This is a genomic window from Propioniciclava coleopterorum (assembly GCF_011393335.1).
GTDB lineage: Bacteria > Actinomycetota > Actinomycetes > Propionibacteriales > Propionibacteriaceae > Propioniciclava > Propioniciclava coleopterorum.
On the sequence record NZ_CP049865.1, the window covers coordinates 2,102,731 to 2,122,939 of the forward strand.

Here is a 20,209-nt window from a genome sequence, read left to right on the forward strand (position 1 = left end):
GGTGTCAGACAACAACCAGGGTCCGGACGAGGACCAACTCTGGGGAGCTTCCCGCGTCTCCGGGACCGACGACTTCGCCGCGATGACCCCGCAGGGCGTCACCGTCCTGGACGGCGACGAGGACGATGACGAGCGGGACTTCGTGCCCCGCAGGGCCGCTTCATGGGCGCCCTGTCGCTCGGCGTCTCCCAGTCGATCGACAACTCCGAGGGCGGCGTCTCGAAGACGTTCTTCCCGCAGATCATGGTCGCCTTCGGGCTCGGCGACGCCCAGCTCGGCCTGCTGAACGCGCTCAGCAACGCGGCCCGCATGATCTTCGGGCCGGTCTGGGCGATGCTCGCCGACCGGTTCGGACGCAAGCCCATCCTGTTCGTCGTCACCGGCGTCTGGGGCCTGTGGACCATCGCGACCGGCTTTGCGACGAGCTGGCCGATGCTGCTCGTCCTGTACTCGGTCGCCCTGATCGGCACCGTGGCGTCCGAGCCCATCCTGAACGGCCTGCTGGGCTCGCTCTACAAGCGCTCCGAGCGGGGCCGGGCGTTCGGCATCGTCCGCTCGACGTCCTCCGGCGTCGCGATCGTGCTGACGCCGCTGCTGGGCCAGTTCGGCCACAACCCCGAGGGCTGGCGCTACGCGATGATCGCGATGGGCGTGCTGTCGCTGCTGTCCGGCGTCCTGATCCTGCTCTTCGTCAAGGAGCCCAAGGAGGTCGCCGCCGACGACCGCGCCGAACTCAAGGCCGACGCCGGCATGTTCTCCTGGGCCGACGTCCCGAAGCTGTTCAAGATCCCCACGATCGCGTTCATGGCCCCGATGCTGCTGCTCGTCACCTCGCTGGTGCTGTTCGGCTTCATGAACCAGGTGTGGGCCCGCGACCTCGGCTACGGCGTGGTCAACGCGTCCTACCTCAACACCGTCTTCCAGATCGGCTCGACGCTGTCGGCGCTGCTGGGCGGCTTCCTCGCCGACTTCTTCGTCCGCAAGCTCGGCCCCAAGGGTCGCGTCACCCTGTTCCAGCTCTACGCGGTGTCGTTCGGCATCATCATCGCCCTCACGATGTACTTCTCGTCCTGGTGGGACGCCGACGTGTCGCCGGGCACCGGCCAGACGGTCACCAACGACCCGAGCCTGCTGTACTACGTGATGGTCTTCCTCATGGGCCTGGTGTTCTCGATCGGCTTCACCGGGTGCGTGCTGCCGATGATCTCCACGGTCTGCCCCAAGCAGCTCTCGGCGACCGCGTTCGCGGTGCTGTTCTCCCTGATCCAGGGCGGCATCAACGTGGTCTACAACCTGGCCGTCGGCCAGATCGCCGACGCCATCGGCAGCCTGCCGCTGACGATCCTGGTCGGCGTCTCGGTCCCGTACTTCCTGAACGCGATCTACTGGTTCGTCTTCTACAAGACCTACCCCAAGGACATCGCCCTGCAGGATCAGCGCAGCGAGCTGATCGCCCAGGGCAAGTTCTGAGTGCTCGTCTCAGGGCCGCGGTTCTGAGCGCCCGAAGTTCTGGGCCCAAGTTCTGATCCCTCCGGACCGACCAACCCTCACCGCAGGGCCGGACGCCTCGGCGTCCGGCCCTGCGGTGTCCGCGCTTGGGGCGGGTTCGACTCGGGCCGCCCGAATCAACGACGCGCCGCCCGCGTGTACGTCGAGTCGCCCGCGTTGGTGACGATCCGCCCGCGTTCGCGACGAGCCGCCCGCGTTGGTGACGAGCCGCCCGCGTTCGCGACGAGCCCCCCGCGTTCGCGTCACGCCGCCCGCGTTTGTGACGAGCCGCCCGCGTTTGTGACGAGCCGCCCGCGTTCGCGACGAGCCCCCCGCGTTCGCGTCACGCCGCCCGCGTTTGTGACGAGCCGCCCGCGTTGGTGACGAGCCGCCCGCGTTCGCGACGAGCCCCCGCGTTCGCGTCACGCCGCCCGCGTTTGTGACGAGCCGCCCGCGTTGGTGACGAGCCGCCCGCGTTCGCGTCGAGCCGCCCGCGTTGGTGACGAGCCGCCCCCGTTTGCGACGAGTCGCCCTCGTTTGTGACGAGCCGCTCCGTTTCCGGTCAGTTGCCCCCGGTGCAACGGGGGCGACTGACCCGAACGGGGGCGACTCGGCGCGCGGGAGGAGTCCGCGTGCGAAGCGCGTCGCCCGGCAGGCGTGTAGACGCCGTCGCGGACGTGGGGTCCACCCGGACATCGGGACCTCGGGTTCTGCAGGGTCCTCCACCTTCGCGGGCCGGGTTGCCCACCGCGAGCCGGTCGCGGAGTGGGCCGGGCCCCAGGAAGCCGAAGCTCAGTCGAACTTCACGAAGGCGCGGATGGGGGAGTCCATGTCGCGGATCTCGGTGAACCCCCGCGCCTCGTAGAACGCGCGCTGACGCGGCTCGTCGTCGGTGATCAGGGCCTTCTGCCGCACGGTGCAGAAGGGTTCCAGGACGCTCTGGAGCAGGCGCGTCCCGATCTGGCGCCGCTGGTGCGTGGGCGCGACCAGGATGTCCTGCAGGTAGACGATCGTCAGGCCGTCGCCGACGACGCGCGCCAACCCGACGAGCCGGTCGCCGTCCCGCGCGCAGACCACCCGCAGGGATCGGCTCATCGCGTCGTAGAGCAGCGAGGGGTCCCGGGTGTAGGTGTTCCAGCCGACGCTGTCGTAGAGGGCGACGAGTTCCTCGACGCGGGGGAGGTCGTGGTCCGTCAGCTGGATGCGGGGCATGGGGACGACCCTAGGCCGCGGCTCGGTGGACCAGGCGCAACGCCGCACCGTGGTGCGCAAGACCGGCGTGTGGCAATCGGGACGTCGTGCGCGGTGTGCAGGCTCAGACCGGGCGCATCGGTCGGCGCATGGTCGGCCCGGCCCGAGCACGGCCGCGCGTCGCGCTGGCCGGGCTACCTCGTCGGGCGAGGGGAGTTCTGAGGGGCTGACGCCACGCGCGTCAGCGCACCAGCGCGCCGATCCCGGCGAACAGGCCCCAGATCAGCAGGCCGACCAGGACGAGGGAGACCACCACGAACGCGGCCACCATGGCGACGGCCAGCCCGAGGTAGCCCTTGGCGCTGACGTCGACGCGGCGGCCCGTCCGGACGCACTCCTCGAGCAGCCGGTAGTTCTTGCGGTTGGCCCGGTGCAGCACGTCGAGGGCGTCGCCGGCGACCGGGACGAAGCCCATGCCGGTGTCCAGCAGCAGGTTGCCGCCCATCCTGGCCAGCACCGGCAGCGGGACGCGCTGGCGGACGGCGTCCACCATGATCGCGCTCGACAGGCCGGTGCCGATGAGGTCGCCCACGCCGGGGATGAGCCCGACGACGGCGTCCGCGCCGATCCCGAAGGTGGTGCCGGGCACGCGGATCAGGTCGTCGGTGAACCGGGCCAGTGCCCGGCTCATCGTGATGTCGGGATAGGGCTCCCGCGGCGGTGTGCTCACGCCCCGAGGCTAGTGCGGCGGGGCGCGGAGCGGCATCGGGGCACCCCCGAGCCGACGCGGACGCCACCCCGGACGCCGAGCGGGCAGCACGTCCTGACAGCGCGCGCCGGAACGCCGCGGCTCGGCGGCCGCAAGAAGGGCGCTGGATGTCCTGACCGGACGCGTTGATCAATGTGCCCGCTCGAGGCGTCGCACGGTCTCGACGTGGTCCGCCAGTTCATCGTCGGTGAGAGGTGGCAGTCGGAGGAACCATCGGAAGAGGAGGGGCGCCAGAAGGAGCTCCATGGCTTGCTCGGCGTCGGCGAAGCCGTCTGCAGCGACCAGCCGGGCGAACTGCCGTTGCTGGGGCTGTAACAGCGCGGTGTGGAACTGGCGGGCGATCGCGTCGTCGCTCTGAACAGCAGCGGCCAACATCCGCAGCAGTGAGGCTCGTGGTTCGGATGCGAGTTCGGCGCTGGTCGCCTTCAATGCCTCAAGCAGTTCGGGGTGGCCGACGAGGGGCTCGGCCGCAGCGGATTCTGCTGCCAGAGCATCGAACAGGAGGGCATGCAGCGATGGCCACGTGCGGTAGAGCGTTTGCTTTCCGACACCCGCTTCGGCGGCGATTCCCTCCATGGTCAGAGCGCTCGGTCCGCCGCGCTCGGCGAGATGCAGGACGGCGGCGAACACACGCGCAGCAGTGGTAGGGCGGGCCATGGCCAGAGTATAAACGAGACGCAGCGTCTCGTTTGGTGTTCAATGACGCCATGACGACAACGAACACCTGGCTCATCACCGGCGCGAGCAGCGGTCTTGGTCTTGCCTTGACCCAGAAAGTATTGGCTGCGGGCCATCGCGTCGTGGCCACCAGCCGCTCGGGCGCGCTGCCTGTGCAGCACCCAGCTCTGACCGTGATGCACCTGGATCCGACCGACCGGAGAGAGTGTCGGCGAGCCGTCCAGGAAGCTCACGAGGTCGCAGGCCGACTCGACGTCCTGGTGAACAACGCGGGCTACGGCCTCGTGGGCGCCGTCGAGGAAGTCAGCGAGGAGCAAGCGAGGGCCATCCTTGAGGTCGACCTCTTCGGCCCCTTGTGGCTCACCCAGGCGGCGATCCCGCTGATGCGCGCTCAGGGCAGGGGCCACATCGTGCAGGTCTCCTCGACCGGCGGGGTCGGCTCCATGCCGATGCTCGGCCTGTACAACGCCGCGAAGTGGGGCCTTGAGGGTTTCACCGAGTCCCTGGCTGGCGAGGTCAGCTCCATGGGTGTGCGTGCCACCCTCGTCGAGATCGGCGCCATGGATACCGAGTGGGCGACCTCGGGGATGCAGTTCAGCTCGCCGCTTCCCGCGTACGACGAACTGCGCCGACAACTCTTCGGAACCTCCCTCGTGCCCTGGCCGAGCGAGCCTGGGGCCACGGGCGGCGGCTCGTCTCCGGCAGTCATCGCCGAGGGGATTCTCGCCCACGTGAACGCGGAAGAAGGGCCCCTACGGCTGGTCCTCGGTGAGGGCGCCGCCGACCAGATCCGCATGGTTCTCGATCAACGCCACCGGGACTATGCGCGTCAGCCGGGGTTCCGGGTCGAGGGCTGACATCCGCCGCGCGGCCGGATGCGCGCCTCGCTTGGGCTCAGTCACGCTGAGCGCTGGGGACGCTGGGCGTCGAGTTGGAGTCCGCCGCGCCCCTCGGCGGCGCGCCGCTCAGCGTCCCCATCGCCCATGAATCGCGCGACGGCAGGGCTCCCCGGTCAGGAAAGCTAGAAGTAGACGGCGACCGGACGGCCGTTGGGGCCGTCCATCACGGTGATGTCGGTGTTGAAGATCGTGCTCAGGACGCCGTCCTGCATGATCGCCTCGGGGGTGCCGAACTCGGCGATCACGCCGTCCTTCATCGCGCAGATGTAGTCGGAGTAGGCCGCCGCGAAGTTGATGTCGTGCAGCACCACGATGATGGTGCGGTCGAACTCGGCGGCCGCGCGCCGCAGGTGGCGCATCATCGCGACCGAGTGGGCGATGTCGAGGTTGTTGAGCGGCTCGTCCAGCAGGACGTGGTCGGTCTCCTGGCACAGCACCATCGCGACGTAGGCGCGCTGCCGCTGCCCGCCGGAGAGCTGGTCGAGGTAGCGTCCCTCGAGTTCGCCGAGATCGAGGAAGTCGATGTAGCGGCTGATGATCTCCTCGTCCGCGCGGGTCAGGCGGCCCTGACTGTGCGGGAAGCGTCCGAACCCGACGAGCTGGCGGACCGTCAGCCGGGTGATGAAGTGGTTCTCCTGCCGCAGGATCGACAGGATCTTGGCCAGGTCGCGCGATTTGGTGGACGCCACGTCGTACCCGGCGACCTCGATGGCGCCCTCGTCCATCCCGAGCAGCCGGCCGATCATGGTGAGCATGGTGGACTTGCCGGCGCCGTTGGGTCCCACGAGCGCGGTGATCCCGCCGGTGGGGATCGTCAGGTCGATCGGGCCGATCGCCACCTCGGAGCTGTAGCGCTTGACGACGCTGTCGAGGGAGATCACAGGCGGCCCTTCTTGAGGATGACGATCAGGAACACGGTGCCGCCGACGAGCTCGATGATGATCGAGACGACGCCGGAGCCGTAGAAGATGTGGTTCATGACGAAGTAGGCGGCGCTGAGCACCACGAACCCCGTCAGCGCCGCGACCGGGAACAGGTAGCGGTGGTCGAACGTGTCCGCGAACTGGTAGGCCAGCGTGGCGACGAGGAAGCCCAGGAACGTCAGGGGCCCGACCAGCGCCGTGGACGTCGCGATCAGCGCGGACGCGGCGATCAGGACGATGATCATGGTCCGGCGGTGGTTGACGCCCAGGTTGACGGCGGCGTCCCGGCCCAGGCTGAGGGTGTTCAGCGAGCGCGACATCGCCCACAGGACGGCGACGGAGACGACGACGAGGGGGATGGCGACCGGGAAGTAGGCGGGGTTGGCGTTGCTGACCGAGCCGAACATCCGCGCCGTGAGGACGTCGAACTCGCTCGGCGTGAGCAGGCGCTGCATGAACGAGGAGACCGCGCCGAGGCCGCCGCCGATCACGATGCCGATCAGCAGCATCACCTGGAGGTTCGCGAAGCGTCCCGACAGCAGCCAGCCGTACAGCGCGCAGGCCAGCGCCATCATGATCACGACCTGGAACACGAACGACCACACGCCCGTGAACGAGACCAGCCCGGCCAGGCCGAACAGATACACCGAGGTGGTCTGGATGGCCCGGTACAGCGACTCGAACCCCATGATGGACGGCGTCAGGATGCGGTTGTTGGTGACGGTCTGGAACGCCACCGTGGCGACGGCCTGGCAGACCGCGATGAGCGCCATCACGAAGACGGCGACCGAGCGGTGCTGCGCGATCAGCCAGAAGCCGCGGGTGCCGAGGGGCATCGGGTTGGCGTAGCTGATGAGCAGGGTGCCGAACAGCAGCGCCAGCCCGACCAGCGCGGCGACGACCAGCCAGTAGCGGCGGGCGGCGCGCGGCGTCGGGAACGCGCCCGACCGTCGGGGCGAGGACGCCTCGCGCGGGGCGGCGGGCGCGTGGGGGGCGGCGGTGATCAGGGCCATGGTCGTTACCTCACAGGGCCCCGGCGCGGCGCTGGCGCAGGAGCAGGGCGATGAAGACGGCCGCACCCACGATCCCGAGGATCAGGGAGACGGGCACCTCGAAGGGCATGATGATGACGCGGCTGATGATGTCGCAGGCGGTGACGATCCCGACGCCGAGCAGCGCCACCCAGGGCAGGTTGCTGCGCAGGTCGTCGCCGCGGATCATCGAGACGATGTTGGGCACGATCAGGCCCAGGAACGGCAGGTTGCCCACGACGACCGTGACCACGCCCGTCGCGATGGCGATCAGCCCGGTTCCCAGCAGGACGATGCGGTTGTAGTTCAGGCCGACGTTGGTGGCGATGTCCTCGCCGAGCCCCGCCACGGTCAGCCGGTCGGCGACGACGAAGATCGCGATGACGATCAGCACCACGACCCACAGCACCTCGTACTGCCCCTCGATGACGCTGATGAAGCTGCCCGCGAACCACACGCCCAGGTTCTGCAGCGAGTTGGTCTGCAGGGCGACGAAGGTGGACACCGACCCGACGACGGCGCCGAGCATGATCCCGACGATGGGGACGATGAGCGAGGAGCGCAGCGTGACCCGGCGCAGGAACGCGAAGAAGATCATCGTGCCGATGAAGGCGAAGATGACGGCGCCGACCATGCGCACCAGCAGCGGCGGGTTGGGGAACACGATCATGGTCGCCAACAGCCCGAGGCCGGCCCACTCGGTGGTGCCGGTCGTGGTCGGCTCGACGAAACGGTTCTGGGTGAGCAACTGCATCACCAGGCCGGACATGGCCATGGCGGCGCCGGCGAGCACCAGCGCGATGGTGCGGGGGACGCGGGTGATGAAGAACATCTGCCAGCCGTCCTCGGCGCCGACGATGTCGTAGACGCCGACGAACAGCGACGCCACCAACAGGACGCCGACGACGGCGACCCCGATGAGGAGCCGCCAGTCGAGCAGTCCCGCCGCGCGGGTCGCGCGGGGTCTGGTCGTGGTGCCCGTCATGGGTGTCGCCGTCGCCGGAGGGGGTGTGGTGTTCAGTGCGCCGTCCTCACTTGGCCGCGGAGAAGGCCTTCGCCAGTTCCTCGAAGAACGTGGTGTAGGTCTGGATGCCCTCGTTGGTGTAGGTGTCGGCGGGCATGTAGACGATCTGGCCCTTGGTGACCGCGGTCACGTTCGCCAGCGCCTTGGAGTCCTCGAGCACCTTCGCCGCCGGGACGAACGAGGGGTCGCCCGCCTTCACGGCCGCGTCGCGGTCCATGACCAGGATCCAGTCGGGGTTGGACGCCGCGATGGTCTCCACCGAGATGTCGTCGCCCTGGTGGTCGTCCGTCGCGCCCTCGATCTTCAGCGCCGGCTCGAAGCCCACGAGGTCGAAGACCGGGCCGAGCGTCCGGCCGACCTTGGGGGCGAGGTAGCCGATCTTGCCGCCGGAGGTGTTGACCGCCATCACGGTCTCGCCCTTGTCGTAGGCCTGCTTGACGGCGGCGATGGAGGCGTCGAACTTGTCGTTGATGGCCTTCGCCTCGGCGTCCTTGCCGAACACCTTGCCCAGCTCGGTGGTCTGACGCTTCAGCTCGGAGTCGAAGGGCTGGTCCTCGCGGGGGTCGAGCAGCAGCTGCACGGCGCCGGGCGCGCGCGTCGCGATGTCGTCGTACTTGGCGGCGAACCGCTGGCCGGTGATGATCAGGTCGGGCTCGGCGGCCGTGATGAGCTCCAGCTTGGGCTCGTTGTGGGTGCCGATGTCGACGATCGACTCGTCGGTCTTGAGCTTGTTGGTGTTCGGCATCAGGCCGCGGGACGCCGCGACGGGCTTGACGCCCCACTCGGCCAGCGTCTGGAAGGTCCGGTTGTCGAGGGCGACGACCGACGCGGGCGGGGTCGTCACGGTCTTGGTGCCCTTGTTGTCGGTCACCTGGACGGTGGTCGCGGTCTGGGCGGAGGGGGAAGCGGCGGGCGCGGCGTTCTGTGCGGCGCAGCCGGAGAGCGCGAGGGCGAGCGCGGCGACGGGGGCCAGCGCGCGGCCGACGAGGCGGTTCATGGGTCTCCAGACGTTCGAGGTTGTTTAGGCTTACCTAAGTTAGGTCAACCTAAGCATGTGGCGGCAAGGCCACGCAACTCGTTGCCCAATATACGTGAGACTCCGCTTTCCTAATTCTGGTGCGCGTCGGCATCGAGGGCAGGTCGGGGTGGTCGGCCACGGGCCGCGGCCAGGCCTCCATGTGCGGGTGCTGTGGTCAGCCGAGCACGAGTTCGCGGTCGCAGCGCGCCCGGACCTCCGGGTCGTGCGTGATGACCAGCAGCGGGGACGCCCCGGCGCCGGCCCACACGTCGTCGAGCAGCGCGCTCGCCGTCTCGGGGTCGAGGTGCTCGCTCGGCTCGTCCAGGATCAGCACCTGGTACTCCCCGACGACCAGGCGGGACAGCGCCAGGCGCCGCGCCTCGCCGCCGGACAGTGCCGTGCCCAGTTCCCCGACGACCCGGTCGGCCGCCACGTCGAGGCGGACGGCGGCCAGCGCGGCCTCCACCTGGTCGCGGGTGGCCGCCTTGTCGCCGATCATCACGTTCTCGGCCACGGAGGTGGAGAAGATGTGGGCGTCCTGGGCCAGGTAGCCAACCCGCCCGGTCACCTCCACCGAGCCCGCCGCGGGCGGGATCAGCCCCAGCAGTGTCGCGGCCAGCGTCGTCTTGCCGATCCCGGAGGGCCCGACGACGGCCAGCGACTCGCCCGGCCCCACCTCGAACGTCAGCCCGCTCAGCAGCGGGGCCGCCCCGGCCAGCCGATGCTGAGGTCGCGGGCCGCGAGCGCCGGCGTCGCGGCCGTCGGGGCGGCGTCCAGGTCGCCGCGGCCGACGGGCCGGGCGGCGAGCAACTCCCGGACGCGGGCCAGCGCGACCCGGGCGCGGGTCGAGGTCTGGGCGGCCTTGGTGAAGTCGGCGAAGACCTCGTGCAGCGCCAGCGGCATGAGGGTCAGGACGGCGAGCAGCGTGTGGTCCAGCGTCCCGGCGCGCACCTGCACGGCGCCGATCCCCAGGGTGGCGATCACCGAGCCGCCCGCGGCCAGCGTCTGGAGCGCGGTCGCCAGGCCGCGGGTGCGTGCGGCGCGCTCCTCGTGGCGGCGCAGTGCGTCGTCGGCGGCGGCCACGCGCGCCAGGGCGCGGTCCTGCGCGTCGTAGGCGACCAGGTCCGGGGCGGTGCGGCCCACCTCGTGCACCGCGTCGGCCAGGGCGCCGCGTCCGGACAGGGTAGCGGCATCCGCGCGGGCTGACAGCCGGGCGGCCAGCCAGGGTGCCAGCACCCCGGCGACCAGCGCCCCGGCCAGCAGCGCCAGCGCCGCGGGCCACGAGAAGACGCCCATGATGACGGTGGTCGCGAGCAGCACGAACAGCCCGGATCCGAAGGGCAGCAGCACCCGGACGACGGCGTCCAGCACCGCGTCGACGTCGGCGACCACGCGGGTGAGCAGGTCGCCGCGGCGGCGTCCCAGCAGGGTGGTTCGGGCCAGCGCCCGGTAGGTGTCCAACCGCAGCGCCGATTGCAGCCGCAGGCCCAGGTCGTGACCCACCAGCCGTTCGAGGTAGCGGAACACGCCGCGGCTGATGCCGAACGCGCGGACCAGCACGGACGCGGCGGTCAGGTACATCACCGGCGGATGCTCGGCGGCGCGCGACAGCAGCCAGGCCGAGACGCCCATCAGCGCCACCGACGACAGCGACGCGGCGCCGGCCAGCAGGACGGCCAGCGCGAGCCGCGCCCACCCGCGGGGGACGGCGGAGATCAGCGAGCGGAGCAGGGGGATCACGACGCGGCCCCGATCGTGACGACGCGGTCGGCCTCGGCGAGCACCGCCGGCCGGTGCGACACGACGACCACCGTGACGCCGGTGCCCCGCAGGCTCCGCAGCAGGGCGGCCTCGGCGTCGGCGTCCAGGCCGGCGGTGGGCTCGTCCAGCAGCAGGACGTCGGCCCCCGCGTCGATCCGCAGCAGGGCCCGGGCGGTGGCGACGCGGCGGCGTTCGCCCGCCGAGAGCCCCTCGCCGTCGTCGCCAACCGGACGCTCCGGGTCCATGCCGGCCGCCCCGGCCCGGGCCAGGGCGTCGGCCAGCGCCGTGGCGTCGGCGTCGGCGTCCGCGAGGCGGAGGTTGTCGGCGATCGTCCCGTTCACCATGCCGGGGTCCTGCCCGACGAACGCGATCCTTCGGCGCGCGGGCAGGGTCAGGGCGCCCGCGCTGGGGCGGAGAAACCCCATCAGGGCGTTGAGCACCGTGGTCTTGCCGCCGCCCGAGGGGCCGGTGAGGACGACGAACTCGCCGCGCCCCACGGTCAGGTCGACCCCGGTGACGGCGGGGCCGTCCGCGCCCGGGTAGGTGTGGCCCAGGCCGCGCGCCCGCAGGACCGGCCCGGCCTGCTCGGAAGCCTCGGACGCCTCAGGCGCCGGCGCGGGGCCGGCCGGACCGGAGGGACCCGCGGCGTCGATCACCGCGAAGGCCTGGTCGGCGGCGGCCATCCCGTCGGCGGCGTCGTGGTAGTGGACGCCGACCTGGCGCACCGGCAGGTAGACCTCGGGCGCCAGGATCAGCACGAACAGCGCGGTCCCCAGCTCCAGGTCGCCGTACACGACCCGGAACCCCACCGTCACCGCGATCACGGCCACGGACAGGGTGGCGAGCAGCTCCAGGACGAACGCCGACAGGAACGACACCCGCAGCGTCCCCATGGTCTCGGCGCGGCTGGCGTCCTCGGTCTTGGTCAGGCCGATCGCCTGGGCGCGGGCGCGTCCGAAGACCTGCAGCGTCGGCAGCCCGGCGACCAGGTCGGCGAAGTGCCGGGCCAGCCGCTGCTGGGTGCGCCAGCGCTTCTTGGTGCGGGCCTCGGTCGTCCAGCCGACCAGCGCCATGAACACCGGGATCAGGGGCAGCGTCAGGACGATGATGAGGGCGGCCTGCAGATCGGCGAGGGCGATCGCCGCGCCCACGATCAGCGGGACGGTGCAGGCCAGCGCGAGCTGCGGCAGGTACTTGGAGTAGAAGCCGTCGAGCGCGTCCAGCCCGACGGTGGTGAGGTTCACCAGCCCGGCGGTCGAGGTGCGGTCGGCCAGCGGGTCCGCCAGCCGCGCGGCCACGATGTCGCGGCGCAGCTGGGACTTCACCGCGGCCGCGGCCCGGTGCGACATCAGGGTGTTGAGCCAGTTCAGCCCGGCCTTGGCCGCGAAGATCCCGGCCAGGGCGAGCAGGGCGGGTGCCAGCGCGGGCCACTCCCGGGTCCCGGGGACCGGGGTGAGGTAGTCAAGGCCGGGGGCGGCGTCGAAGAACCCGGCGATGGTGTCGGCCAGCACCCGGCCCTGCCCGACCGTCAGCAGCGCCAGCGCGACCCCGATCGCAACCCCGGCGACGAGGTAGCCGCGCGTCGCGCGCGCCCGGCGGAGCAGGCGCGGGTCGATCGGGCCACGGGTGGGCGCGCCACCCTCGGGCGCCGGGGATGCCGCAGGGGCGGCGTCCGGGCGGACGCCGCCCCTGGCGGTCTGTTGTGGTGGCACCCCGTCAGGCTACGCGGACGCGGAAACCGGGATCGTGGCGACGTCGTCGGGGATGTTCTTCGTGCTGATCCGCTTGCGGAACACCCAGACCGACCAGCCCTGGTAGGCCAGCACGATCGGGACGAAGACCACCGCGGCGCCGGTCATGATCGACAGGGTGAGTTCGGTGGACGCCGCCGTGACGCGGTCGAGCGGGATCCCCGTGCCGGAGTTGATGAAGCCGAGGTTCGGCCACATCCGGATGAAGATCCAGACGGCGACCAGCAGGATCGTCACGGTGGTGCTGGCGAACGCCCAGCCGTCCCGGTCCGCGCGGATCGCGACCCAGGCGGCCACCAGGGCCACCGCGGCGACGGCCGCGAGCGCCCAGCCGAGCGCGCCGATGCCGAAGGCGACGTTGGCCCAGATCAGGTAGGCGGCGCCCAGCACGATGGCCGCGAGCCCCTCCTTCTGGGCGAACGCCTTGGCGCGCTCGTGGACGGTGTCGCGCGTCTTGAGCGTGATGAAGTTCGCGCCGTGGAACAGGAACAGCGCGACCATCACGACGCCGCCCAGCAGGGCGAACGGGCTGAACAGGCTCCAGAAGCCGCCGGTGAAGACGTGGAGGTGGTTGCTGCCCTCGGCCAGCGCGACCGGCATCCCGATGATGAAGTTGGCGAACCCGACCCCGAAGACCAGCGACACGATGAACGAGCCGATGCAGGCCATCCAGTCGAAGGCGTTGCGCCAGCGGGCGTCGGGGTGCTTGGCGCGGTACTCGAACGAGACGCCGCGGATGATCAGCCCGACCAGGATGAGGAACAGCGGCAGGTACAGCCCCGAGAACAGCGTGGCGTACCAGCCCGGGAAGGCCGCGAACATCGCGCCGCCGGCGGTCAGCAGCCACACCTCGTTGCCGTCCCACAGCGGGCCGATGGTGTTGACGATGACCCGGCGTTCCTTCTCGTTCTTGCCGAGGAAGGGCAGCAGCATGGCCACGCCGTAGTCGTAGCCCTCCAGCACGAGGAAGCCGATCCACAGGACGGCGATCAGGCAGTACCAGACCACCTGCAGGGTGGTGGGCTCAGTGGCGAGAAGCGTCAGCATGTCGTCTCACTCCCTCTCAGTAGGCGAAGGAGAGGACGTCGTCCTCACCCTTGATCTCGACGGGAGCCACCTCGGCCGGCAGGCCGGCCTTCGCGTAGCGGATCATCAGCCCCACCTCCACGACGGCCAGCGCCCCGTAGATGAGCGTGTAGAGCACCATCGTCGCGAACACCGAGCCGACGCCCACCCCGGGTGAGACCGCGGACGCCGTGGGCAGCACCCCGGCGACGATCCAGGGCTGGCGGCCCATCTCGGTGAAGATCCAGCCCGCGGAGTTGCCGAACAGCGGCCCCAGGACGACGGCCAGCATCAGGAAGGACCACAGCACCGAGTGTTTGGGCAGGCGATCCTTGCGGAGCGTGAACAGCGTCCAGGCGCCGATCGCGATGGCGATGAAGCCCAGCGTCATCATGATGCGGAACGTCCAGTAGGTGACCGGGATGTTGGGCGTGAAGTCGCTGATCCCGATCGTGGCGAGCTTGTCGGAGTAGGCCTGCTGCAGCGCGTTGTTCGGGTTGACCAGCGCGCCCTGGCGGTAGGACTCCTGCAGGTTGTTGATGCCCTCGATGCGCGCGTAGGGGTCGTTCTTGGCCAGGATGCCCAGGACGCCGGGCACGTGGATCTCGAAGATCGGACGCGAGCCGTCCAGGCTGCCGATGGTCAGCAGCGAGAACGGCGCCATCTCGCCGTCGCCGCCGGCGGTCTCGTACAGCGCCTCGGCCGCGGCCATCTTCATGGGCTGGACCTGGTACATGACCTTGCCCTGGAAGTCGCCGGACAGGATCACGGCGGCGCCGGAGGCGAGCAGCACCCAGGCGGCGAACTTGGTCGACCAGCGGAAGGCGGACACGTCGGCGTCCTCCTGCGCGGTGCGGTCGGCCTTGTTGAGCTTGGCCAGGTGCCAGCCCGAGATCGCCAGGACCAGGCCGCTGCCGGTCATGTAGGCGGCCGACAGCGTGTGGGGGAAGGTCGCCAGGAAGACCGGGTTGGTCAGCAGCGCCCCGAAATCGGTCATCTCGGCCCGGTCGGTGAACGGGTTGTAGGTGGCGCCGACCGGGTTCTGCATGAAGCTGTTGGCGGCGAGGATGAACACCGCCGAGACCGTGGCGCCGGCCGAGGCGAGCCAGATGGCGGCCAGGTGCAGCTTTTTGGGCAGCCGGTCCCAGCCGAAGATCCACAGGCCGAGGAACGTCGACTCGAGGAAGAAGGCCAGCAGGGCCTCCAGCGCGAGCGGCGCGCCGAAGATGTCACCCACGAAGCGGGAGTACTCCGACCAGTTCATGCCGAACTGGAACTCCTGCACGATGCCGGTGACGACACCCATGGCGAAGTTGATGAGGAAGAGCTTGCCGAAGAACTTGGTGAGACGGAGGTATTTGTCGGCTCCGGTCCGGACCCACATCGTCTGCATGACCGCCACCAGCAGCGACATCGCGATCGTGACCGGCACGAAGAAGTAGTGGTAGACGGTGGTGATACCGAACTGCCATCGTGCGATCGTTTCGGGACTCATGTGCGGGAGGGTACTACCCCTTGTCGTGGCCTCCAAGTCGAGTTGAGTAGCCGTTTTCTACTACTAAGTGTCGTAGCAAGGATGATGTGTGGATATCATGGGGCTATGCCGATCCTCGGAGACCTCGAACACGCGGTGATGAACGTGCTGTGGGCGCGTTCGGTGCCGACGCCCGTTCGCGACGTGCATGAGGCGCTCGCTCAGAGCCGGGAGATCGCCTACACGACGGTCATGACCGTGCTCGACCGACTCGCCAAGAAGGGCATCGTCACGCGCCACCTCGAAGGCCGCGCCTGGCTGTACCAGCCCGCGCGCAGCCGCCTCGACCTGTACGCCGACACCGTGAACGAGGCGCTCGCGACGCTGGAGCCCGAGGAGCGCCTGTACGTGCTGCGGGGCCTGTTGGCGCAGGAGTCCCCGGCCGACGCCTGAACGTTGCCGCTCGTCACGCCCCCGTTGCGGGGTAAAACCCCTAGTAGGTAAGCCTTTCCTTCGTTGCGCCCGCGCGCGTTCCGGCGCATCATCGGTGTTGTGAGGACCACCGAGATCCCCGACGAGCGGGCCGTCGTGCGCCCGCCGCACGCCGAAGAGGGCGGCGACTCCCACGCCGCGCTGCTGAACAAGCTGCGCGCCGCGGTGCTGGGCGCCAACGACGGCATCATCTCCACCGCCGGCCTCGTCATGGGCGTCGCCGGTGCCACGACGAACAGCGCGGCCCTGGCGACCGCCGGCATCGCCGGCCTGGTCGCCGGTGCGCTGTCCATGGCCGCCGGTGAGTACGTCTCGGTCTCCGCCCAGCGGGATTCGGAGCGCGCGCTGCTGGCCAAGGAGCGGCACGAGCTCGCCACCATGCCCGAGGAGGAACTCGACGAACTCGCCGGCCTGCTGCGCGAGCGCGGCCTCAGCGCCGACGTCGCGCATCGGGCCGCCGAGCAGATGATGGCGCACGACGCCCTGGGTGCCCACGCCGACCTGGAGCTCGGCATCGACCAGCACGACCTCGTCTCGCCGTGGGCCGCCGCCGTCTCGTCGCTGTTCTCGTTCGCGGTCGGCGCCCTCATCCCGCTGCTCGCGATGGTGCTGGCCCCGGCCGATGTGCGCGTCGGGGTCACCGTCGGCTCGGTGCTGGTGGCGCTGTTCCTGACCGGGTTTGCGTCGGCGCGTGTGGGCGGGGCGCCCCCGGCGCGCGCGATCGCCCGCAACATCGTGGGCGGCTTCCTGGCGATGGCCGTCACCTTCGGAATCGGCACGCTCGTGGGCACGCAACTCGGCTGACCCGCCGGGCCCCGCGTGTCAGGATGGGGGTGACCCACGAGGAGGGAACGATGAGCTTCGACGTCGACCACGTGCTCCGCGAGGCCACCACCGCGGAGCTTGCGGCCCTGGTGTGCGGCGACGGATTCTGGGAGACCGCGGGGATCCCGCGGCTCGGGGTGCCGAAGCTGTGGCTCTCCGACGGGCCGCATGGGCTGCGCGTCGACAAGGCGGGCGACCTCACGGACGCCGAGCCGGCCACCTGCTTCCCGACCGCCGTCGGTCTGGGGTCGTCCTGGAACCCGGCGCTGCTCAAGCGCGTCGGGGAGGCGCTCGGGCTCGAGGCGAACGCCCTGGGCGTCGACGTGATCCTGGGGCCGGGCATGAACATCAAGCGTTCGCCGTTGTGCGGGCGCAACTTCGAATACTTCAGCGAGGACCCGCACGTGTCCGGGACGCTCGCCTCGGCGATGGTCTACGGCATGCAGAGCGTCGGCGTGGGCGGCTGCGTCAAGCACTTCGCCGCCAACAACCAGGAGACCGACCGGATGCGCGTGGACGCCGTGGTCTCGCAGCGCGCGCTCCGCGAGATCTACCTGGCCGGCTTCGAGCGGGCGCTCGCGGCGTCCCAGCCCTGGATGGTGATGTGCGCCTACAACCGGCTCAACGGGACGCTGGTGTCGCAGGACCCGTGGCTGCTCACCGACGTGCTGCGCGGCGACTGGGACTACCGCGGCGCCGTCGTGAGCGACTGGGGGCCGTGTACGACCGGATCGCGGCGCTCATCGCCGGGCTCGACCTGGAGATGCCGCACGCGCCGGGCAACTCGGACGCCGCGATCGCCGAGGCTGTCGAGTCGGGGCAGCTCAGCCGCGAGCTGCTCGAGCTCGCCGCCGAGCGGATCCTCGTCCTCACGCACCGGGCGGTCACGGCGGTGCGCCCCGCCGGCAAGCTCGGCCATCACGACCTGGCGCGCGAGGCGGCCGTCGAGTCGACCGTGCTGCTCAGCAACGACGGCGTCCTGCCGCTGGCGGACGGGGTGCGGGTGGCGCTCGTCGGCGAGTTCGCCCGGACGCCGCGCTACCAGGGCAGCGGGTCGTCCAAGGTGCACCCGATCCAGCTCGACCGGCTCGTCGACACCCTCGCCGAGCGGCGCGAGGTCACCTTCGCGCCCGGGTTCGCGCTCGACGGTGAGCTCGACGACGACCTGATCGACGAGGCGGTGGCCGCGGCCGAGGCGTCCGATGTGGTGGTGGCGTGCCTGGGGCTGCCCGAACCCGAGGAGACCGAGGGCGCCGACCGCACCCACCTGCGGCTGCCGGACAACCAGCTCGCGCTGCTCGCCGCGCTGGCCGAGGTCGGACGGCCCGTCGTGGTCGTGCTGTCGAACGGCTCCGCGGTCGAGGTGGCCGCCTGGCTCGACCAGTGCAACGCCCTGGTGGAGGGTTGGCTGGGCGGGGAGGCCGGCGCGCTCGCGCTGGCCCAGGTGCTGACGGGCGAGGCGGAACCGTCCGGACGCCTCACCGAGACGCTCGGCCTGCGGCTGGCGGACTACCCCAGCGCGCTGATGTTCCCCGGCGAGACCGGCCGGGTGCTGTACGGCGAGGACGTCTTCGTCGGGTACCGCGGCTTCGACGCCCTCGACCGCGAGGTGGCGTTCCCGTTCGGGCACGGCCTGGGTTACACCACGTTCAGCTACGACAAGCTCGCGGTGAAGGCCGTCGGGACCGTCGCGAGCCGCGACCTGCGCGTCGCCGTGCACGTCACGGTGACCAACACCGGCGGGCGGGCCGGCGCCGACGTCGTCCAGGTGTACGTCCGCAACGCGCCCGCGTCCGTGCCGCGACCCGTCCGCGAACTGCGGGGATACGCCAAGGTCTGGCTCGAGCCGGGGAGAGCCGCACCGTCACGATCGCCCTGGACGACCGGGCGTTCGCGTTCTGGTCCACCGAGCACGACCGCTGGGTCGTGGAGAGCGGCGACTACGCCATCGAGGCCGGTCCGAACAGCCGCGACCTGCCGCTGGCCGGGGGCATCCACCTGGACGTGCCCGCGCTGCGGACCCGGCTGCACGACGAGTCCACCATCGACGAGTGGCTGGCCGACACCGAGGCCGCCGAGGCGCTGCAGGCCCGCGTCCTGGAACGCGGCGGCGAGCGCTTCGAGATCCCGCCGGGCCTGCTCGCCGTGGTGGGCGGCCAGCCGCTGCGCCGGTTCGTCCAGTTCCCGGGGAGCGGGATCACCGTGGAGGACGTGGACGCGATCCTGGCGCGCTACGGACGCTGAGGGCCCGGCACGAGCGGTCCGAGCCCCCGGCGCGGAGTGCGCCGAGGGCTCGGAGGGGACGCCGCGGGCCGGATGCTGTGAGCGGCTCGCGGACCCGCGTCAGTTGCGGGGGCCGTCGCCGCCCAGGTACTCCTCGTGGGTGATCGCGGTCGGCGTGTGCCGGACGGTCTTGTTCACCACAAAGGTCAGCACGCCCAGGACGGCGCCGATCGCGAGCAGGATCAGGGCGATGGTGAACTGCTCCATCGGGCGTCCCGTCCACGGGCCCACCAGGTAGAACGTGCACAGCCCCGCCACGATGGGGATCCACGTCGGCGCGGTGAAGTGCTGGTGGTCGACCTTGTCCTTGCGCAGCACCAGCACCGCCACGTTGGTGATGGTGAACACGCCGAGCAGCAGCAGCGCGGTCGTTCCGCCCAGCTGGGACACCTGACCCACGAACGTGATCAGCACCGCGGCCAGCGCGGAGGTGAACAGGATCGCGAACCACGGCGTCCGGCGGGCCGACAGCACCTTGCCGAACACCGGCGGGAGGATGCCCTGCTTGGACATCCCGTACAGCAGGCGGGACGCCATCAGCATGTTGATCAGGGCCGTGTTGGCCACGGCGAACATCGAGATGAACGGGAAGATCGCGCCGAACGGCAACCCCGGGGCGCCCATCTGGACGACGGTGAGCAGCGGCGTCGCGCCCGTCTTGGTCAGCTCCCCGACCGGGACGATCGCGACGGCGGTCAGGGACACCAGCACGTAGATGACGCCGGTGATCCCCAGTCCGGTGAGCATGATCTTGGGGAAGATCTTGTTCGGCTCCTTGGTCTCCTCGGCCATGTTGACCGAGTCCTCGAAGCCGACCATCGCGAAGAAGGCCACCGACGTCGCGGCCGACACGGCCAAGAAGACGCCCTTGTCCTCGGGGGTCTCGAACACCATGGCGCGGCTGAAGTCGGCCTTGCCGTTGGCCATCGCCAGGAACCCGACGAAGATGACGATGAGAAGGCCGGACAGCTCGATGATCGTGAGGACGATGTTCGCCTTGACCGACTCGCCGACGCCCCACAGGTTCACCGCCATCACCAGCGCGATGAACGCCAGGGCGATGATCGTGATCGTCACCGGGGAGTTCCCCAGGCCGAAGCCCTTCATGAAGTTCTCGGCGAAGGCCCGGGACGCCGTGGACGCCGACGTGATGCCGGAGGCCATCACGGTGAACGCCACCATGAACGTCAGGAACCCGATCTTGAACGCCTTGTTGGTGTAGACCGCCGCGCCGCCGGCGTGCGGGTACTTGGTCACGAGCTCCAGGTAGGCGAACGCGGTCATCACGGCCACGACGAACGCCAGCAGGAACGGCAACCAGACCGCGCCGCCGACCTCCTTGGCGACCGTGCCCGTGAGCGCGTAGATGCCGGTGCCGAGGATGTCGCCGATGATGAACAGCAGCAGCAGTCCCGGGCCCATCACCCGCTTGAGTTCGTCCTTGTGTTCCTCGATCTGTTCCGTCGACCGGAGATCGGACATGGGGGTGCCTCCTTACTCGTCAGGGGCGACGCGGCGTCGTCGCCGCGTGATGGGA

At 70.4% G+C, this 20,209-nt stretch carries 15 protein-coding genes and 3 pseudogenes; 6 read left to right on the forward strand and 12 right to left on the reverse strand.

Going from position 1 to position 20,209, the window contains the following annotated elements; all coding sequences use genetic code 11:
* Positions 1 to 162: 162 nt before the first annotated feature.
* Positions 163 to 1,470, forward strand: a complete 1,308-nt coding sequence (locus tag G7070_RS10075; RefSeq protein ID WP_166233632.1) for an MFS transporter — start codon at positions 163 to 165, stop codon at positions 1,468 to 1,470.
* A gap of 810 nt (positions 1,471 to 2,280) precedes the next feature.
* On the opposite strand, the gene G7070_RS10080 is transcribed toward G7070_RS10075, so the two are convergent.
* From G7070_RS10080 to G7070_RS10090, 3 genes are all read right to left on the reverse strand, one after another.
* Positions 2,281 to 2,700 carry a GNAT family N-acetyltransferase gene (locus G7070_RS10080; RefSeq protein ID WP_166233633.1) on the reverse strand — a complete coding sequence of 140 codons (420 nt, stop codon included), beginning with the start codon at positions 2,698 to 2,700 and terminating at the stop codon, positions 2,281 to 2,283.
* A gap of 220 nt (positions 2,701 to 2,920) precedes the next feature.
* A complete protein-coding gene (locus G7070_RS10085) occupies positions 2,921 to 3,409 on the reverse strand; it encodes a DUF4112 domain-containing protein (RefSeq protein ID WP_206079718.1) in 489 nt (162 codons plus the stop codon).
* A gap of 168 nt (positions 3,410 to 3,577) precedes the next feature.
* Complete coding sequence (locus G7070_RS10090; protein WP_166233634.1) at positions 3,578 to 4,105, reverse strand: TetR/AcrR family transcriptional regulator; 528 nt, start codon at positions 4,103 to 4,105, stop codon at positions 3,578 to 3,580.
* A 35-nt stretch (positions 4,106 to 4,140) separates the two neighbouring features.
* On the opposite strand from G7070_RS10090, the gene G7070_RS10095 reads away from it, so the two are divergent.
* On the forward strand, positions 4,141 to 4,983 hold the full coding sequence (locus tag G7070_RS10095; protein WP_206079719.1) for an SDR family NAD(P)-dependent oxidoreductase: 843 nt from the start codon (positions 4,141 to 4,143) through the stop codon (positions 4,981 to 4,983).
* Between the two features lie 164 nt (positions 4,984 to 5,147).
* Here G7070_RS10095 and G7070_RS10100 read toward each other — a convergent pair whose 3' ends face one another.
* The 8 genes and pseudogenes from G7070_RS10100 to G7070_RS10135 all read right to left on the reverse strand — a co-directional run bounded on the left by G7070_RS10100 (position 5,148) and on the right by G7070_RS10135 (position 15,093).
* Positions 5,148 to 5,906 carry an iron ABC transporter ATP-binding protein gene (locus tag G7070_RS10100; RefSeq protein ID WP_166233635.1) on the reverse strand — a complete coding sequence of 253 codons (759 nt, stop codon included), beginning with the start codon at positions 5,904 to 5,906 and terminating at the stop codon, positions 5,148 to 5,150.
* Positions 5,903 to 6,961 (reverse strand): iron chelate uptake ABC transporter family permease subunit, encoded by a 1,059-nt coding sequence (locus tag G7070_RS10105; protein ID WP_166233636.1) that lies wholly within the window; start codon positions 6,959 to 6,961, stop codon positions 5,903 to 5,905. Before G7070_RS10105 ends, G7070_RS10100 begins: the two co-directional genes overlap by 4 nt.
* A gap of 10 nt (positions 6,962 to 6,971) precedes the next feature.
* Positions 6,972 to 7,964, reverse strand: coding sequence for an ABC transporter permease (locus G7070_RS10110; RefSeq protein ID WP_166233637.1), 993 nt, complete (start codon positions 7,962 to 7,964; stop codon positions 6,972 to 6,974).
* Between the two features lie 46 nt (positions 7,965 to 8,010).
* Entirely contained in the window at positions 8,011 to 9,000 is a 990-nt protein-coding gene (locus G7070_RS10115; RefSeq protein WP_166233638.1) for a siderophore ABC transporter substrate-binding protein, read from the reverse strand.
* Between the two features lie 196 nt (positions 9,001 to 9,196).
* Positions 9,197 to 10,761, reverse strand: a pseudogene (cydC, locus tag G7070_RS10120) (thiol reductant ABC exporter subunit CydC).
* A complete protein-coding gene (gene cydD / locus G7070_RS10125) occupies positions 10,758 to 12,335 on the reverse strand; it encodes a thiol reductant ABC exporter subunit CydD (protein ID WP_246227911.1) in 1,578 nt (525 codons plus the stop codon). Before cydD ends, cydC begins: the two are co-directional and overlap by 4 nt.
* A 168-nt stretch (positions 12,336 to 12,503) precedes the next feature.
* Positions 12,504 to 13,580: a cytochrome d ubiquinol oxidase subunit II gene (cydB, locus tag G7070_RS10130; RefSeq protein ID WP_166233639.1), complete on the reverse strand. Its 1,077-nt coding sequence runs from the start codon at positions 13,578 to 13,580 to the stop codon at positions 12,504 to 12,506.
* A 16-nt stretch (positions 13,581 to 13,596) separates the two neighbouring features.
* A complete protein-coding gene (locus G7070_RS10135; RefSeq protein WP_166233640.1) occupies positions 13,597 to 15,093 on the reverse strand; it encodes a cytochrome ubiquinol oxidase subunit I in 1,497 nt (498 codons plus the stop codon).
* Positions 15,094 to 15,198: 105 nt separating this feature from the next.
* Here G7070_RS10135 and G7070_RS10140 point away from each other — a divergent pair, with 105 nt between their 5' ends.
* The 4 genes and pseudogenes from G7070_RS10140 (at position 15,199) to G7070_RS18715 (ending at position 18,633) form a co-directional block, all read left to right on the forward strand.
* Entirely contained in the window at positions 15,199 to 15,525 is a 327-nt protein-coding gene (locus tag G7070_RS10140; protein ID WP_166233641.1) for a BlaI/MecI/CopY family transcriptional regulator, read from the forward strand.
* 99 nt (positions 15,526 to 15,624) lie between these two features.
* Complete coding sequence (locus G7070_RS10145; RefSeq protein WP_246226999.1) at positions 15,625 to 16,368, forward strand: VIT1/CCC1 transporter family protein; 744 nt, start codon at positions 15,625 to 15,627, stop codon at positions 16,366 to 16,368.
* A gap of 50 nt (positions 16,369 to 16,418) precedes the next feature.
* Positions 16,419 to 17,045 (forward strand): annotated as a pseudogene (locus tag G7070_RS18710) (glycoside hydrolase family 3 N-terminal domain-containing protein); the annotation flags it as partial.
* Between the two features lie 107 nt (positions 17,046 to 17,152).
* Positions 17,153 to 18,633 (forward strand): annotated as a pseudogene (locus tag G7070_RS18715) (glycoside hydrolase family 3 C-terminal domain-containing protein).
* A 99-nt stretch (positions 18,634 to 18,732) separates the two neighbouring features.
* Here G7070_RS18715 and G7070_RS10155 read toward each other — a convergent pair.
* Positions 18,733 to 20,154: an APC family permease gene (locus G7070_RS10155; protein ID WP_166233642.1), complete on the reverse strand. Its 1,422-nt coding sequence runs from the start codon at positions 20,152 to 20,154 to the stop codon at positions 18,733 to 18,735.
* Positions 20,155 to 20,209: the final 55 nt, after the last annotated feature.

What these genes read in the sequence shown, in the direction of transcription:
- G7070_RS10155 (WP_166233642.1), bottom strand. Translation starts at nt 20,154, where the DNA reads ATGTCCGATCTCCGGTCGACGGAACAGATCGAGGAACACAAGGACGAA.
- G7070_RS10110 (WP_166233637.1), bottom strand. Translation starts at nt 7,964, where the DNA reads ATGACGGGCACCACGACCAGACCCCGCGCGACCCGCGCGGCGGGACTG.
- G7070_RS10140 (WP_166233641.1), top strand. Translation starts at nt 15,199, where the DNA reads ATGCCGATCCTCGGAGACCTCGAACACGCGGTGATGAACGTGCTGTGG.
- G7070_RS10090 (WP_166233634.1), bottom strand. Translation starts at nt 4,105, where the DNA reads ATGGCCCGCCCTACCACTGCTGCGCGTGTGTTCGCCGCCGTCCTGCAT.
- G7070_RS10080 (WP_166233633.1), bottom strand. Translation starts at nt 2,700, where the DNA reads ATGCCCCGCATCCAGCTGACGGACCACGACCTCCCCCGCGTCGAGGAA.
- cydB (WP_166233639.1), bottom strand. Translation starts at nt 13,580, where the DNA reads ATGCTGACGCTTCTCGCCACTGAGCCCACCACCCTGCAGGTGGTCTGG.
- G7070_RS10075 (WP_166233632.1), top strand. Translation starts at nt 163, where the DNA reads ATGGGCGCCCTGTCGCTCGGCGTCTCCCAGTCGATCGACAACTCCGAG.
- G7070_RS10105 (WP_166233636.1), bottom strand. Translation starts at nt 6,961, where the DNA reads ATGGCCCTGATCACCGCCGCCCCCCACGCGCCCGCCGCCCCGCGCGAG.
- G7070_RS10135 (WP_166233640.1), bottom strand. Translation starts at nt 15,093, where the DNA reads ATGAGTCCCGAAACGATCGCACGATGGCAGTTCGGTATCACCACCGTC.
- G7070_RS10115 (WP_166233638.1), bottom strand. Translation starts at nt 9,000, where the DNA reads ATGAACCGCCTCGTCGGCCGCGCGCTGGCCCCCGTCGCCGCGCTCGCC.